General features: G+C 36.1%; 17 protein-coding genes. 9 read left to right on the forward strand and 8 right to left on the reverse strand.

Annotated elements, in window-relative coordinates; genetic code table 11:
• Positions 1-372: 372 nt before the first annotated feature.
• Positions 373-831, forward strand: coding sequence for a peptidoglycan-binding protein LysM (lysM, locus tag QWY87_RS04545; protein ID WP_290288772.1), 459 nt, complete (start codon positions 373-375; stop codon positions 829-831).
• A 207-nt stretch (positions 832-1,038) separates the two neighbouring features.
• Positions 1,039-2,127 (forward strand): amidohydrolase family protein, encoded by a 1,089-nt coding sequence (locus QWY87_RS04550; RefSeq protein ID WP_290288773.1) that lies wholly within the window; start codon positions 1,039-1,041, stop codon positions 2,125-2,127.
• Between the two features lie 10 nt (positions 2,128-2,137).
• On the opposite strand, the gene QWY87_RS04555 is transcribed toward QWY87_RS04550, so the two are convergent.
• Together QWY87_RS04555 and QWY87_RS04560 are read right to left on the reverse strand one after the other, a co-directional pair.
• The gene (locus QWY87_RS04555; protein ID WP_290288777.1) at positions 2,138-5,509 is read right to left on the reverse strand and encodes a T9SS type A sorting domain-containing protein; all 3,372 of its coding nucleotides are present in this window, start codon (positions 5,507-5,509) and stop codon (positions 2,138-2,140) included.
• Positions 5,510-5,590: 81 nt separating this feature from the next.
• Entirely contained in the window at positions 5,591-6,172 is a 582-nt protein-coding gene (locus QWY87_RS04560; protein WP_290288780.1) for a hypothetical protein, read from the reverse strand.
• A 114-nt stretch (positions 6,173-6,286) separates the two neighbouring features.
• Between QWY87_RS04560 and QWY87_RS04565 the strand changes: the two genes are divergently transcribed.
• From QWY87_RS04565 to QWY87_RS04575, 3 genes are read left to right on the forward strand one after another with little or no spacing between them, the layout of a single operon-like run.
• Positions 6,287-7,228, forward strand: a complete 942-nt coding sequence (locus QWY87_RS04565; RefSeq protein ID WP_290288782.1) for an NAD-dependent epimerase/dehydratase family protein — start codon at positions 6,287-6,289, stop codon at positions 7,226-7,228.
• A 47-nt stretch (positions 7,229-7,275) separates the two neighbouring features.
• Positions 7,276-7,881: a thioredoxin family protein gene (locus QWY87_RS04570; protein ID WP_290288784.1), complete on the forward strand. Its 606-nt coding sequence runs from the start codon at positions 7,276-7,278 to the stop codon at positions 7,879-7,881.
• Position 7,882: 1 nt separating this feature from the next.
• Positions 7,883-8,350 carry an ABC transporter ATPase gene (locus QWY87_RS04575; RefSeq protein ID WP_290288786.1) on the forward strand — a complete coding sequence of 156 codons (468 nt, stop codon included), beginning with the start codon at positions 7,883-7,885 and terminating at the stop codon, positions 8,348-8,350.
• Here QWY87_RS04575 and truB read toward each other — a convergent pair.
• From truB to mce, 5 genes are all read right to left on the reverse strand, one after another.
• Entirely contained in the window at positions 8,347-9,048 is a 702-nt protein-coding gene (gene truB, locus QWY87_RS04580; RefSeq protein WP_290288789.1) for a tRNA pseudouridine(55) synthase TruB, read from the reverse strand. The genes QWY87_RS04575 and truB overlap by 4 nt on opposite strands.
• Positions 9,048-9,845, reverse strand: coding sequence for an undecaprenyl-diphosphatase UppP (uppP, locus tag QWY87_RS04585; RefSeq protein ID WP_290288792.1), 798 nt, complete (start codon positions 9,843-9,845; stop codon positions 9,048-9,050). The genes truB and uppP overlap by 1 nt, the downstream gene beginning before the upstream one ends.
• Positions 9,846-9,877: 32 nt before the next feature.
• Positions 9,878-10,141 (reverse strand): DUF3098 domain-containing protein, encoded by a 264-nt coding sequence (locus QWY87_RS04590; protein WP_290288795.1) that lies wholly within the window; start codon positions 10,139-10,141, stop codon positions 9,878-9,880.
• 1 nt (position 10,142) lies between these two features.
• The gene (locus QWY87_RS04595) at positions 10,143-11,021 is read right to left on the reverse strand and encodes a cell division protein FtsX (RefSeq protein WP_290288797.1); all 879 of its coding nucleotides are present in this window, start codon (positions 11,019-11,021) and stop codon (positions 10,143-10,145) included.
• Positions 11,022-11,099: 78 nt separating this feature from the next.
• Positions 11,100-11,504, reverse strand: coding sequence for a methylmalonyl-CoA epimerase (mce, locus tag QWY87_RS04600; protein WP_290288799.1), 405 nt, complete (start codon positions 11,502-11,504; stop codon positions 11,100-11,102).
• Positions 11,505-11,594: 90 nt separating this feature from the next.
• On the opposite strand from mce, the gene rbfA reads away from it, so the two are divergent.
• Both rbfA and QWY87_RS04610 read left to right on the forward strand, forming a co-directional pair.
• The gene (gene rbfA / locus QWY87_RS04605) at positions 11,595-11,978 is read left to right on the forward strand and encodes a 30S ribosome-binding factor RbfA (RefSeq protein WP_290288801.1); all 384 of its coding nucleotides are present in this window, start codon (positions 11,595-11,597) and stop codon (positions 11,976-11,978) included.
• Between the two features lie 6 nt (positions 11,979-11,984).
• Positions 11,985-13,184: an ABC transporter permease gene (locus QWY87_RS04610; RefSeq protein ID WP_290288804.1), complete on the forward strand. Its 1,200-nt coding sequence runs from the start codon at positions 11,985-11,987 to the stop codon at positions 13,182-13,184.
• Positions 13,185-13,200: 16 nt separating this feature from the next.
• Here QWY87_RS04610 and dusB read toward each other — a convergent pair whose 3' ends face one another.
• A complete protein-coding gene (gene dusB / locus QWY87_RS04615; RefSeq protein WP_290288806.1) occupies positions 13,201-14,184 on the reverse strand; it encodes a tRNA dihydrouridine synthase DusB in 984 nt (327 codons plus the stop codon).
• Between the two features lie 163 nt (positions 14,185-14,347).
• Between dusB and QWY87_RS04620 the strand changes: the two genes are divergently transcribed.
• Both QWY87_RS04620 and QWY87_RS04625 read left to right on the forward strand, forming a co-directional pair.
• Positions 14,348-15,454, forward strand: a complete 1,107-nt coding sequence (locus QWY87_RS04620; protein WP_290288808.1) for a TolB family protein — start codon at positions 14,348-14,350, stop codon at positions 15,452-15,454.
• Positions 15,455-15,464: 10 nt separating this feature from the next.
• The gene (locus QWY87_RS04625; RefSeq protein ID WP_290288810.1) at positions 15,465-16,445 is read left to right on the forward strand and encodes a Gfo/Idh/MocA family protein; all 981 of its coding nucleotides are present in this window, start codon (positions 15,465-15,467) and stop codon (positions 16,443-16,445) included.
• Positions 16,446-16,502: the final 57 nt, after the last annotated feature.

The following is a 16,502-nucleotide window of genomic DNA, read 5'->3' on the forward strand; positions in this document are numbered from 1 at the left end:
GCTGATGGTACTGCCCCTGGGTGGGAGAGTAAGTCGTTGCCTTTCTTCTAAACCTCTAACATATATATGTTAGAGGTTTTTTTATGCCCTGAAGCCAAGAACCCTGAGGTGATCGCAGGTGAGGTGATGAGTTCCGATCACCTCACCTGCGAACGCCTCGCAAGTGAACCCTTCAGCTCCGAAGCCTTCACCTCCGAGCGGCTCGCAAGTGATTTACAAAAAAAAATATCAAATTGATTTTGTTTTATGTTAACTTTATGCTTGGTTTAAAATTCACCTTTATCAATAGGTTAAAGGAGTATTAACTACTAAAGCTCAAGGCCTATATTTAAGGTATCAGAGGCATAATTTATTAATTTAAAAAATATACAAATGGGATTAATTTCATTCTTAAAAGGAGCAGGAGAAAAAGTTTTTGGTAAAAGCGACGAGACCCTTGAAAAGGAAAAAGCTGAGGCAATTGTAAAGCATATTAATAAGTATGGTTTGAATGTAAAGGATTTAGCCGTTACAGTAGAAGGTGAAACGGTAACATTAAATGGAGAAGTTTCGAGTGTTTTGGAAAGAAATAGAGTTGTGGTGGTAACAGGGAATGTTGCGGGAATAAGTTCAGTGAATGATAACCTTGTTCTAAATGTGCCTGAACCTGAAGTGGTTGAGCCTGAAAAGCAGTATTACACTGTTGTAAGCGGAGATTATTTATCTAAAATATCAAAAAGGGTTTATGGTGATGCGATGAAATACAACATTATTTTTGAAGCAAATAAACCAATGCTCACAGACCCTGATAAAATATATCCAGGACAGGTTTTGGTTATTCCAGCATTATAAACTGGCTGAACTTTTATTTTTTTAATGAGAAGCTAAGTGAATTTATTTTTATGGTTTTAAGGAATCAAATAAAAATGAAATATACTAGGACTTCATTATTGCCTTATTTGAGTACAATCTAATTTGATTCATTAAGACACGTTCGATGGGAATTCTTTTCTGATCGGTGGTGTCTTATACTTTTGAAAGCCCAATAAAACAAACTTTATGCATTTTAAACACTCTATTTTTTTCTTTTTAGCACTAATCACCTTTAGTTCTTCTTGTGCTCAAGAACTGACTTTTGAAGAATACAACCCAACTTCTACTCTTGTAGTACCAGGAAACGTAATATTGAAAGCCAAGTTTCCCTTTATTGATATTCATGGACACCAATACAGAATGCCGGAGCAAGATCTTGGCCCGGTGGTAGCCGCTATGGATACATTGAACATGGGCATAATGGTGAACCTGAGCGGAAGATCAGGTGATCAGCTGATTCAGTCTGTCAAGAATATTAAGGATCATTACCCAAATCGATTTGTTGTTTTTGCTAATATTGATTTTGAAGGCGTTGGCACTGATAATTGGACAGAGAAAACAGTGAATCAATTAGAGAAGGACATTAATAATGGTGCCAGAGGCTTAAAAATTTATAAGAGCCTTGGAATGCGATATAAGGATACTGATGGAAATAGAGTGGCTATAGATGATAAAAGGTTAGATGCTATTTGGGCAAAATGTGGTGAAATGGGTGTGCCTGTTCTTATTCATGCAGCCGATCCAAAATCATTTTGGGATGACTTTGATGGTGATAACGAACGCTGGTTAGAATTAAAGACGCATCCAAGGAGAAAAAGAAGTGATTCAGATCCGGCCTCTTGGGAACAGATCATAAAAGAACAACATCAAATGTTTAAGAAACACCCGAAAACAATTTTTGTAAATGCCCACATGGGATGGTACGCCAATAATTTAGGAAAGCTAAGTGAATTGATGGACGACATGCCGAATATGAATGTTGAAATAGGAGCAATCATTGCTGAATTAGGAAGGCAACCAAGAGCAGCTAAGCGTTTTTTTGAAAAGTACCAGGATAGAATTCTATTTGGGAAAGATAGCTGGAAACCAGAAGAATTCCCAACTTACTTTAGAGTGTTAGAATCTGATGATGAATATTTTCCATATCATAAGAAGTATCATGCTTTTTGGGCGATGTATGGTTTAGATCTTTCAGATGAAGTTTTGAAAAAAGTGTATTATAAAAATGCCTTAAGAATTGTTCCAGGATTGGATAGTAGTTTGTTTCCTGAGTAATTTTAAAAGTCTATTGTTTTAAAATCGCAGTAGAAATAATTTTAGATCCTTCATTAATTTTTAAAAAATAAAGGCCGGATGGCTTCTTTGTAAGATCCAGCGCAAAGTTTGTAACAGTGATATCATCTACTTCATAAATTAACCTTCCTGTTACATCATACACACTAAGCTGCATAGAATCAAAACCAGGCCGTTGAATGTAGAAGACCGATGAAGATGGATTTGGATATAACTTGAAGTTGTTTTTGGCAAAATCATCTGTTGCCAGAATTGCACTGGCAGCTATGCTAAAATTATCAATAGCTACCCCTTCACCATTTTCTGCTTGATCTGAAGCAAACACAAATCTGAAAATGATATTAGGTTGATCACCCAATCCTTCCAGGTTAAAGCTGTATTCTTTAGCTGTTAAATCTGATCCGGTCCATTGTTTACCCACAGTAATCGTCCTTTGTGGATCTATGAAGTTACTGTTATACCAGTTAGGGTCATCTGCTGTCCCTAGAATTTGCCAGGTATGACCTTTGTCAATAGTGTATTCCATGTAAAGAACATCCCAGTTTAATTCAATGTCATAAACCATATCAAAAGTAAGCATCGGATTTTCAAGTCTGCTAAGGTCATAGCAAGGTGATATTAAATAGCTTGTTGTTTCATCTGAATAGTTTCCATTGGCATTGGTCACATAAACTTGATTAAATTTATCCTTAAATTTTTGACTGGTAGCTTCTGTTCTTTCCCAAAGCCCATTTGAATCGCCTAAAGTTATTTCAAGCCATTCATCTTCATTGACATCACCAAAGGTGTTTACATATTGACCTTCACCTAAATTATTGGAAGTAAAAGAGGCATAAAGTCTATTGTTGTCATTGAATGCATCATTTGTAACTGTCGTTTCAACGCTAAGGCTATGATTTCCTAAGCTCACTTGACTATTGTTTGGTAATTCAATTTCTTTGACTTCATCAGGCCCGATTTCTCCTTCAAATAAATATTCAAAGGGTGAATCATCAACCATATATGCAATTGAAACTGAGTTCAATGTATTAAGCCCATTGTTTTTGACGGTTACAACCGGGGTTATTCCGCCACATTGAACAGAATTATTTGTATTGATACTGAGTAAGCTGATATCAGTATTTGCCTTAGCGACTTCAATCGGAGATTGAAAGACCCCTCGGCCATAAGTTCCTACGCTTATTAATTTGTCCTCTATATTTATTTCAATGTCGTAAACAGGTGCATTAGGCAGGCCTTTATCAAAGGCTTCCCACTCGGTCATGTTATCATTCATATGATAAACGCCAATATTGGTACCTAAATAGATATCATTATGCAGGCTTTGGTTTTGATGCTTAATGACCAATTTAGAATCTTCGGGAAGGTTTGCAGAGATGTTTTCCCAGTTTATTCCTCCATCCTCAGATTTAAAGACACTTCCGTCGCTTCCGGCGGTTGTCAGGTAAATTATGTTTTCGTTCTGATGATTGATCTCCAGAGAACTGATTAAGGATGTAAAACTCACGGCTAATTTCTCAAATGAGACACCGTTGTCATCACTTTTATACAATTTGTTGACACGTGAAGCGAACATGATACTATTATTGGATGGAGCAATTGATAGATTGTCAAGATCACCGCCAAAATCATCCGAGGAAACGCTTTCCCACGAATTGTTCACGAGGCGATAAACTCGGGAGTATCCTGCATAAAGATTTCCTCTTCGGTCTGCAACCAAAGGAGTAACCCAATTCCCTCCGCTGTCATCATTTTCATTATCCACTTCTTCTTTTGGAGCCTCAGTGATCGTTCCTCCTTCTGTTTTACCTCCATTATAGGTGATATTTAAACTTCCTCCGTATTGGCTAAAGCCATAGAATACATTTTCATCGTTAGGGTCAACCACGCAATCCATACCATCTCCACTATGATATTGATGCCATGTTTCATCACTGTAGGCAAAACCTCCGTTGTCTTGGAGACCACCAACAATTCGACCTGCATTACTTCTTGCCGTTGATATCTTATAATATTGACTGATACTTAAACTTTCTGAAAGATCTGTAAACGAATTCGCGTCGTTTGAAGAGCTGTAAATACCACCATCAGTACCGGCAAATAACCGCCCGTTGAAGTATCTTAAAAAATGAATATCAGCATGGGTGTAAGCAGGATCCGAGGGGTCCCACCATCTGTTTTTTTGGATAAAGGTATCTCCTCCATCTCTTGATTTCCATATGTCAAGTGTTCCGACAATAACAATATTTTCATTTACAGGGCTGACCGTTAAAGCCATATCATACCAGGCTTGTTGACTTCCACCAAATATGTCTTCCAAGACGGCAGTTTTTTTAAAGCTTTCACCGGAATCGTCAGATTTGTATAATCCTTGAAAAGTATTATCAACATTTGCACTTAGGATATAAATGATTTCTGAATTCGCGTCGCTGACATCAATAGCAAATCGCCCGGAAGTTTGAGGGAGTTCGCTGCTAATTACCTCAAAGGTGTTACCTCCATTTGTCGATTTATAAAATTTAGAGCGACTCACGGCGTAAACCGTGTTTGGATCACCAGGTTTTAATTTGAAATCAACAATATTATTTGATAATTGCTTGGTCCAACTGACTGATGCATCAAGACTTTTAAACAAACCTTTGTTGGTACTTACCCAAATAATATCAGAATCTTCTGGATGAATGTAGATTTCATTGGCAACCGCATTGGTTTCTGAGAAATCTAATCCGGTTTTCGACCAAGACGATCCCTTGTCAACTGATTTTAATACGCCTACACTATAGGTGTCACGGGCATCGTCATCACCGGTTGCAATGTATATAATATCCGAATTGTTTTTATCAATGGCTATTCCCGAAACACCAATCTGCGGTATTTCATCTGAAAGAGGCGTCCAGTTTATTCCTGAATCTGTAGAGCGCCAAAGACCTCCAGCCGGAGCACCAACATAATAGGTTTCCGCATCATTTGGATCAATGATAAATGTGTTTACCCTTCCTTGTCCATATTTTACATTGGTTGTATAGGGGCCAATCGATTTCCAGTCGCTTATTTTACTTTGTGTCAAGTTATTTTTCTGTTTCCAGGAATTCCAAATCATTTGGGGCGTAACCAAGGACCCGTTTTTTGAAAGCTGATTTCGCCAATGGTTTTCCCATCTCTTGAATGGTTTAAATCCACTGCCTTTCTTATTACGGTCTTTTCCTACCCAATATGCGTTAAAAGATTCGCTTAAGTTTGCTAAAGAATTGTCTTGTGAAATTTTTCGTTGATCAGATACATCTATCCATGGAGCAGCCTCATTGTACTGTCCGGTGACATTATAAAAAACAAAAAGTAAAAAAAGGGAAGTTACTTTTCTCATTCAAGGGGAATTATAGCAGCATTTTGTTTTCCAAATATACAAAAATTTACCCGCTATGAATGGCCAGGTTAAGTGAGCATATTAGTCGATGCTATCTACTTTAACAATTGTGTCTGAGGAATCAATAGAAGGTGATTCAAGAACCTCATCAACAAACTTACTGATCTCACTATTTAGCGCATCTTGGAGATTCATATTGTTTATTTTTAAGTTTAATGCTGAAAAGGCATTGATCATATTATTATTCTCCTGCTTTACAGATTCTTCCGTAATAGTCGGTATGCTTGACATATCAGCCAAACGAAGCGTTTCACTATACAATACATTGAGTCTTATTTTAACTTCTGGAATATTCAGTTTTTCAACCCGGATAGAATCCTTTAGTTGTTGCGCGAGTACAGATAGTTCAACACTGTTCAAAAGCGCTTCACTTACTGTTATTTCCTGATATTGGGTAATCAGATCTTCAAAATTTTGATATTCAGGCCAGGTTGTAACCAGTTCTTTTGCCTTAGCGTTTAAAGCTATAATCGGTTTATCAGATTTGATTGTGATGAACCTTTCTTCCTTGATGGAAGTTTCATCTTGTTCACTTTTCTCTTTGTTATTACAGGAGATGAGTACAAGAATCAGCATAAAGTATCCGATGATAATCTTTGGCATATGACAAGTTTTGACAGCTCAAAAATAAGCATTAATCTTAAAGGATATCAAACAAGTTGCATAGTTTTTCTATTTCAGAACTCCTATCTTTGCCAAGGATTTTAATTAAGAATAATGGCTTCGAAAATTTTAATTATTGGGTCGAGTGGACAAATAGGAACCGAGCTGGTTTTAAAACTCCGCCAGATATATGGAAATGATAATGTAATCGCTTCAGATATCCGGAAAGGGAATTATGAAGTAATGGAATCTGGACCATTCGAGTTTCTCGATGTCACGAACAGGAGTGATATCAAAGAGGTTCTTGATAAGCACAAGATCACAGAAGTGTATTTAATGGTGGCTATTCTATCTGTAATTGCTGAACAGAATCCACAGAAAGCCTGGGAATTGAACATGGCGTCTCTTTTTAATATTTTGGAGCTTGCTAAAGATGGAATAATAAAAAAAGTATTTTGGCCAAGTTCTATAGCCGTATTTGGCCCTGATACGCCAAAAACAAACACACCTCAAGATACTATTATTAAGCCTTCAACTGTATATGGCATCAGTAAACTGGCAGGTGAGAACTGGTGTGCATACTATAAAAGTAAATATGGCGTAGATGTTAGAAGTCTTCGGTATCCGGGTTTGATAAGTTATAAAACTACACCTGGAGGAGGCACCACTGACTATGCTGTTGAGATCTTTTATGAGGCCATCAAGAGAAAATCATACACATGCTTCCTCGAAGAGGGTACGGTTTTACCAATGATGTATATGGATGATGCAATAAATGCCACCATATCACTTATGGAGGCTGCATTACGCGATGATTATATTTCTTACAATATTGGAGCTTTTAGTTTTTCTCCTAAAGAACTTGGAGCAGCAATTAAAAAACAAATTCCTGAATTTACAATGGGGTATAAGCCTGATTCACGCCAACAAATTGCTGAAACCTGGCCTGAAAGTATAGACGATACTCAGGCAAAAAAAGATTGGGGTTGGGAGGCTAAAACTGACCTTGATCAAATGGTGATTACAATGTTACAGGGGTTACACTATACTATCTAGTTAGGTTTTATATTTGTTACGTCTAAACAGACTTAAATAGAATAAGAATGAAGAAGATTATAGAACAAAGTTTAAAAACAGCACATAGCTATACGGCTTATAAAGAAATGATTCTGCAATTGCTGAAGGAAGGAAAATCTACAGGGATAAATCAAAATGACGACCTGTTTCATTTTACTAAGTTGAATAATCAAAGGATGAAACGCCTTGATAAGCAAACTAAACTGAATGAAGTTGCCTTTACAAAAGCACAGAAAATTAATAAGGACTTTACCTGGATGGTGTTAACTGAAAGCTGGTGTGGAGATGCCGCTCAAACCTTACCTGTCATAAACAAATTTGCAGAAGCAAATGATAAAATTGACTTAAAGGTGGTCTTGAGAGATGAGAATGAAGAACTAATGAATCAGTTTTTGACCAATGGAAATAAATCAATCCCAAAATTGATCGTTGTAGATAATGCTTCGAAGGAAGTTGTAGGCTCATGGGGCCCACGTTCGGCAAAAGCAGCAAAAATGGTAAGTGATTATAAGCAAGAACACGGAAAAATTGATGCCAAATTGAAGACTGATTTACAAAATTGGTATAATGAAGATAAAGGAATCCATATTGAAAAAGAAATGGTAGATCTTATTGAAGATTTGATAGGTTAATATGCTAGTAGCCAGTAAAGATTTAACTAGTGAAGCCAAGGTCATGATTTATCCGGGAAGCCGCAAATTCTTCGCGAATGAAATGCCAGTACTTAGAGAACAATTAGATTCGTTCTGTTCCAATTTAGAAGGAATTGATATTTGTTGTAAGATTGAATATGACAGGTTTTTAATTTTTATGATCTCTGAAGCAACCGCTCTGGATCTTGACAAGCAGAATTTACTTGTTGATTTTGTACTGAGTTTGGAGAAAAAATTTGAGATCACTTTATTGGATAAAGTAAATGTTTGTTTTAAACAAGGACAATATGTTCAGTTGAAAGAGATTCCAGCGTTTAAATTATTGATTAAAAACAAAGGTGTGTCTAAGAAAACGGTTGTTTTTGACAATATGATCAATACAAAATTTGAATATGATGAGTCATGGGAGGTTCCGGCAGGTGAAAGCTGGTTATCTCATTTTTTCTAGCTCATGGTTTCATTACCTAACTGCTCCAAAAAAGATTTCAATGTGGATGCTGACTCAATTTTGAAAGATCCGCTCTTCGTTCTTCTTAATGATGATAAATGACCTCCTGAGTTTAGTTTCTCACCAAAATCATTGGCAATTGATCTGATATAAGTCCCCTTGCTACATTCAATTCTAAAGCTAATTACGGGCATTGCAATATCAGTAATTTCAAAAGCAAAAATTTCAACTTCCCTTGCATTAATTTCGACCTGTTCTCCTTTACGAGCCAGGTGATAAAGGCGTACGCCATCTTTTTTTAGAGCAGAATACAGAGGTGGTTTTTGCTGAATCTTACCAACAAATGATGCTGCCGTTTCCAGAAGGTTTTGTTTAGTTATGTGTTCTGTTGGATAGGATTGGTCTATTTCAGTTTCAAGATCGAATGATGGTGTGGTGCCTCCCAGGGTAATCGTACCCGTATATTCTTTTCCTTCGGCCTGATATTCAATGATTTTTTTTGTTTGCTTTCCGGTACAAACAATTAATATGCCGGTGGCCAATGGATCTAAGGTTCCGGCATGACCCACTTTAATTTTCTTTATTTTAAATTTTTTACGAATCGCCCAGCGAATTTTATTGACAACTTGAAAGGAAGTCCAGTTAAGAGGTTTGTCAATAACGAGAACTTGCCCGTTTTTAAAATCTTCAATATTCATCACATATAGAAATAGGAATAGCCTATAGCCAGTGTACCAACTATAAAACAATAGGCTGAAAAATAGTATAATTTACTGTTCTTAACCAAAGAAATCATCCAATTGCAAGCTATAAGACCTGAAATAAATGCAGCAATAAATCCTACAATCATGACGCCGAAATTTTCATCACTAAAGTTGATGGCTCCTCCCATAATATCTTTAGCAACTTTGCCAAAGATCAAAGGAACTACCATTAAAAAAGAAAACCTTGCGGCCTTGGTGCGATCGACACCGAGAAGAACTGATGTTGAAATCGTTGCACCTGATCTTGAAATACCAGGAAGCATGGCTATAGCCTGTGATATTCCAATAATAAAAGCATTTTTATAGGAAACGTTTTTGTTTGTATTTTTTGCTTTGTCTGCTAAAAACAATAATAGACCCGTAATGAGTAACATGAAGCCTACCAGTAAAACATTGCCATTAAAAAAAGCTTCAAGTTCCTCTTCAAACAACAATCCAATTATAACTGCAGGAATCATTGAGATGATAATCTTTGCCGAGAATTCAAACTCATCATTATTTTTGAATTGTAACAGTCCTTTAAAAATATCAACTAAGTCTTTTCTAAAAATTACAAGCGTACTCAAAGCTGTGGCAAAGTGAAGCACAACAGTAAAAGTTAAGCTTTCCTGCGGAACAGTTTCATTGCCAAATATGACTTTAGCCAATTCAAGGTGTCCGCTAGATGATACAGGTAAAAATTCAGTAAGACCTTGAACAATACCAAGGATAATAGCTTCTATATAACTCATGTTTTATTGGAATGAATAAGAGTTGAACATTCTTACTTTTTTTCTTGTCCGGGATTGGCCATGATGGCGTAGACTTCAATGGCTAAACCGATAAGTACAACTGTTGGGGCCAACCTAATTCTTTGAAAATTGTAGATTTCTTCATTGAATACAGTTGGGTCATCACTTCCACCACCTAACATAAGAGCAAAACCAATCAATATTACCACAACTCCGGCGATCATAATCAGATAGTTCTTTTTCCCAAAAAGGAATTCTCCTTCTGTTTTGAGTTGATCTTTTTTCTTTGTGCCCATTTTAATAATATAATTCGTCTGTTCTTAAATTTAAAAATCTTTGTGTTGCCAAAAAGGTGCTTATCCAGGTAATCAATATGCCCATTCCAAAAATAATTCCAAACAAAGAGGCCATTTCAATTCGATCGTCAACCATACCAAATTCGGGGAATGTTTTATTCATATAGTACAGAAGAATAGCGAGTTGAAATATGGCAAAAATCGCGCCAATTATACCGAGTTTTACGCTGTTCCATATAAATGGTTTTCTTATAAATCGCTTCGAAGCGCCCACCATCTGCATGGTTTTTATCGTGAATCTTTTTGAATACACAGAAAGTCTTATCGAACTGTTGATCAAGACCACTACTACTAAAGTGGCTAATCCACAGAACACAAGAATGAATAGACTTATTCGTTTTACATTTTTTGTAAGCAAATCAATCAAGGGTTTGTCGTAAGAAACGGAAGAAACAAATTGATTTTTCTTATAAATACCCTCTATTTCCTGCATTTTTTCAGGGGAGACAAAGTCGGCTTTTACATAAATGTCTATGGAGTTTTCAAGCGGGTTATATCCTAGAAAATCCATAAAATCTTCACCATTTTCTTTTTTGTAAATCTCTGCCGCGTCTTCTTTAGATATAAATTTGGTGCTTTTTGTAAAGGCTTTTTCGTCAATTGAGACCTGAAGATTCAAGATTTTATCGCGAGACACCTCGTTTTTAAGATACAAGGTGATCGCCGCACTTTCTTTAAAATAATTAGATACTTTTTTTGTGTTCAAAACAAGAAGACCTAAAACACCAATTAAAAACAATACCAGTGAAATACTGATAACGACAGATACATAAGAATATCGAAGTCTTCTTTTCTGGTATTTCTCAAAGGATGTACTCATAAAATTTCCAAGCTTTTAGCGAATTGCAAGGTAATTATTTCTGAATAAAGGGCAAATAAAAATTAGAAGTCCTGAACATTATTTTTCTATTTCCTGACAGAGCTCTATCAACACTCCGTTACTGCTCTTAGGATGAAGAAAAGCGATGAGCTTGTTGTCAGCACCTTTTTTTGCTTTTTCATGAATCATTGTAAATCCTTCTTTTTTAAGCCTTAGAATTTCTTCTTCAATGTTTTCAACTTCAAAAGCTATATGATGAATTCCTTCTCCTTTTTTTTCAATAAATTTTGAAATTGGACTTTCTGTTGACAAGCCTTCAAGTAATTCGATTTTATTAGGACCAACTTTAAAAAATGACGTTTGAACGCCTTCACTTTCTACTGCCTCCATTTTATAAGGTGCTGCCCCCAATAGACTAGTGAAAAGTTTGTTGGATGCTTCAAGGTTTTTTACGGCAATTCCTATATGTTCTATTTTATTCATTTGAAAGGATCTTAGGTTCTCAAAAATAAAGATTTTATACTAATTAAGTTTTGATGCTCCATTAAGTCTAATAATACTATTTTTGTACCCATGGAAACAAACAGACAGAAAAAAATTGCAGGCGTAATCCAAAAAGACTTGGTTGACATTTTGCAAGGAGCAGCAAGAGATGGTATGAAAGGCGTTGTTATTTCAGTAACTAAAGTTCATGTAACTTCTGATTTGGGACAAGCCAAAGCTTATTTGAGTATTTTTCCATCCGATAAGAAGGAAGAAATCATGGAAGGAATTACAGCAAATACTGTTATGATCAGACATGCTTTAGCGTTAAGGACCAAGAATCAATTGAGAAGAATGCCAGAGATGATGTTTTTCATTGATGATTCTTTGGATTATATAGAAGACATTGATAAAGCACTTAAGGGAGAAGACAATCCTATCAAGGATAATATTAGCGGAAAAAAGAAAAAATAGATCATATTGAATTTTCCGCTTTACATAGCAAGACGTTACCTACTTTCAAAAAGCAGTAATAATGCTATAAATATTATTACTTTAATCGCAACTCTAGGTGTTATCGTTAGTACCATAGCCTTATTTGTGGTGCTCTCTGTTTTTTCAGGATTAAAAGATTTTAGTCTAAGTTTTATAAGAACATCAGATCCTGATTTGAAAATCACTTCAACCCGTGGTAAATCTTTTTATTTTAATGATTCAATCGAACAGGCTCTGGTAAAGGATAAAATTGCTGCTTATACAAAGGTAATTGAAGAAAGAGTGTTTTTGAGTTATGGAGAGAAATCTCATGTGGCCAGTATCAAAGGCGTGGATTCTAATTATTTAAATGTCAATCGCCTGGATACCGCAATTTATTATGGCAACTGGGTAAATTATGATCACAAATATACAGTAGTAGTCGGGAGTGCTATTTCAACTTCCCTGTCAATAGCATCATATGATTTTACAGAAACCTTAAAAATTTATGTTCCCAAGCCAGGAAAGGGATACATAACCAATCCGAAAACCGCTTTTAATCAGGTTGGGGCGCAAACCATTGGGATTTACAGACTCACAGATGATATTGATAAAAAGTATGTGTATAGCAACCTAAGTCTGGCCCAAGACCTTTTAAACTACAAGACTGATCAATTATCCGCTATTGAAATAAAAGTTAATCCTGATTATGATGTAAAAGAAGTACAGCAAGATTTGGAATTAAGTTTGGGAGAACGATTTGAAGTAAGAACAAGACAGCAATTAAACTCTGTTTTTTACAAAATGTTAAATACAGAAAACCTGGTGTCTTATTTGGTATTCACTTTGATTCTGGTTATTGCTTTATTCAATGTTATCGGTGCCATAGTCATGATGATCATTGACAAAAGAGAAAACCTAAAAACCTTATTTCATTTAGGGTCTTCAATAAGAGAAATCAGAAAAATATTTGTGTTTCAAGGCTTCTTGTTAACTGTATTTGGCTTGTTTGTGGGCTTATTGGTGTCTATTCCGTTTGTCTTATTACAGAAAAAATACGGCTTCATAATGATCACTCAATCCCTTGCATATCCAGTTGAATTCAGGCTTGTAAATGTGCTTGTCGTTATCATTACGCTCTTATTTTTAGGATTTCTGGCTGCTAAAATTGCCAGCGCAAGAATTTCAAAGAAATTGGTGGAGTAGGGATTTGAACCCCTCACTACTCATTACCAAACTTCTCTAACACCTCATCAAACACTTCAAAAACCTCTTCTTTGCTATCTCCGGTGACCATACGAAGTCTATAATCTTTAAAATGTGGAATTCCTTTAAAATAATTGGTGTAATGTCGGCGCGTTTCATAGAGTCCGGCGTGATCTCCGTTCCAGGCGATGGCCATTTCTAAATGTCTTCTAGCGGTTTTTACTCTTTCTGGAATTCCAGGTGAAGGCAAATGTTCACCAGTCTTAAAAAAATGCTTTACATCAGCAAAAAACCAAGGGTTTCCTATACTGGCTCTGCCGATCATGGCTCCGTCAAGACCGAATTTATCCCGCATCAACATGGCTTTTTCAGCAGAATTAACATCCCCGTTTCCGAACACAGGAATATGCATTCTGGGATTATTCTTGACTTCAGCAATAGGTTCCCAAATCGCGTCACCTTTGTACATCTGTGCCCTGGTTCTCCCATGAATAGCAATGGCCTGAATACCAACATCCTGCAATTTTTCAGCCACATCTTGTATATAAACACTTTCATCATCCCAGCCAAGACGCGTTTTAACAGTGATTGGAAGTTTTGTGTGTTTTACCATGGCCTCACTTAATGAAACCATTAAAGGAATATCCTTAAGAATACCCGCGCCTGCTCCTTTACTAACTACTTTTTTTACAGGGCAACCAAAATTTATATCGATAAAGTCGGGTTGAGACCTCTCAACAATTTCCACCGTTTTCAACATGGACTCGAGATTGGCACCAAATATTTGAATACCTACTGGCCGTTCTTTATCATAAATATCAAGTTTTTGCATGCTTTTGGCCGCATCTCTGATAAGCCCTTCGGACGAAATAAATTCGGTATAAACCACATCTGCTCCCTGTTCTTTGCACAAAGCGCGGAAAGGAGGATCACTCACATCTTCCATCGGGGCCAGTAAAAGTGGGAAATCTCCTAATTCAATGTTACCTATTTTTGCCAAACTTAATTTTTAGGCTGCAAAATTACATAAATTTTTAATCATTTAATGAGTAGTCTTGGTATTGCCCTTCATTTGAATTATCGATAAATTTTTATAGCAATTGTTGATTTTTGTTTGAAACTTTTTTAAAAAACGTAAATTTGAATTGACTTTAACCAATCCTATGAAAAACAGAATTTTTATACTTGTTATTTTTATGCTTGTTTTAGCATGTAAATCGTCTCATGACAACAGTAGCTATGATGGTAAATCTGGTGCTACCATTTGGGTAAACACCTTACACTATCCACAAGAAAAGCATTTGAAAAACATCAAACAAATTACATTTGGAGGTGATAATGCTGAAGCCTATTGGAGTTTTGACAGCTCGAAATTAGTTTTTCAAGCCAATAATAAAGTCTGGGGCCTGGAATGTGATCAAATTTTTGTGATGGATGCATCTAAACCTTTAGACAGTTTAGAGATCCCACAATTGATAAGTACCGGAACAGGGAGAACAACATGTAGTTATTTTTTACCAGGAAACGAAACAATAGTTTATTCATCAACTCATTTGGCTAGCAAGGATTGTCCTGAAGTGCCGAATAAAGAAGATTATGGCAATAAGTATATATGGCCAGTCTATAAAGGCTATGATATTTTTGTGGCTGATACAAAAGGAAATCAATTAGAGCAATTGACTTTTGGGGATGGCTATGATGCAGAACCCACGGTGTCACCAAATGGAGATAGAATTGTATTTACCTCAACGCGAACTGGTGATCTGGAATTATTTACTATGAATATTGATGGTAGTGATGTAAGGCAAGTCACTAATGAATTAGGATATGACGGAGGTGCGTTTTTCTCACCAGATGGGACTAAATTGATTTTTCGATCCTCTCGTCCAAAAACAGAAGAAGAGATTAAAGAATATAAAGATTTATTAGCTGAAGGATTGGTTCAACCCACAAATATGGAGTTATATGTCTGTAATGTTGACGGGAGTGACTTAACAAAAATTACGGATTTAGGAAATGCTAACTGGGCACCGTTTTTTCATCCTTCTGGTAAGAAAGTAATTTTTTCGAGTAACCATGCTTCGAAAAGAAGCTTCAATTTGTTTATGATCAACCTTGACGGATCAGGTCTAGAGCAAATAACTTATGACACGGTTTTTGACGCTTTCCCGATGTTTTCACCGGATGGTAAAAAGATCGTATTCTCTTCAAATAGAAATAATAATGGGACCCGTGATACAAATTTATTTGTAGCCGATTGGGTCGACTAAAACATTTATAATGGATAAAAAATATAACTGGGCTATTTTAGGTTGCGGAAAAATTGCTAGAAAATTTGTTGCTGATCTTTCTTTGTTGCCCAATGCAAATCTTTATGCCGCGGCTTCAAGAAGTTTGGATAATGCTAAAGAGTTTGCTGAAGAACTAGGTTTCGAGAAAGCTTATGGTTCGTATCAAGAAATGGTTGAAGATCCTAATGTAGATATTGTTTATATCGCTACCCCACATGCCAAGCATCTCGAACATAGCTTACTGTGCTTACATAACAAAAAAGCAGTGCTTTGTGAAAAAGCTTTTGCCATGAACACAAAGGAAGTAGATCAAATGATTGAGGCTTCAAAAAGCAATAACACTTTCTTGATGGAAGCTTTCTGGACCATTTTTTCAGCAAAATTCATTAAAGTTTTAGAATTGGCAAAAGATAAAGACTTGGGTCAATTGCGATTTGTGAAGTCTGATTTTATGTTCAAGGCTGACTTTGACCCAGATAAAAGGTTGTACAATATAGATTTAGGAGCAGGCTCTTTATTAGACATAGGGATTTATCCCATCTTCAGATCCTTGATGCTATTAGGAAAGCCTACATCCATAAAAACCATGGCGAATATTCGCTCAACAGGAGTAGAAGATAGTATTAGTATGCTTTTTGCCTATGAGAATGGCGCTATGGCTGTACTTACTTCAAGTTTTGAAAGCTCCTGTAATAATGAGACAGAACTCTGTTTTGAAAATGGGTTTATTAAATTTATTAGGGAACCTGAATTTCCGATTCTTATCGAAAAAAATGGTGTTCAAGAAGAAATCCATATAGAACAGCCAAAAGGAATGGGCTATGAGCTTGAAGCGATACATGTTATGGAATGCCTTGATCAAGGCCTTACTCAAAGTCCGTTATTACCTTTATCTACAAGCCGTGACTTAATGGAAATTTTAGACTGGGTTAGAAAGGATGCCGGCATCGTATTTCCTAAGCATGATTAATCGAAAAAATTAGGTTTTGCCAACCAACTAAATGGTTATATTTGCGGCATTATTGAA

This window comes from Lutimonas halocynthiae (assembly GCF_030409835.1).
Classification (GTDB): Bacteria; Bacteroidota; Bacteroidia; order Flavobacteriales; family Flavobacteriaceae; genus Lutimonas; species Lutimonas halocynthiae.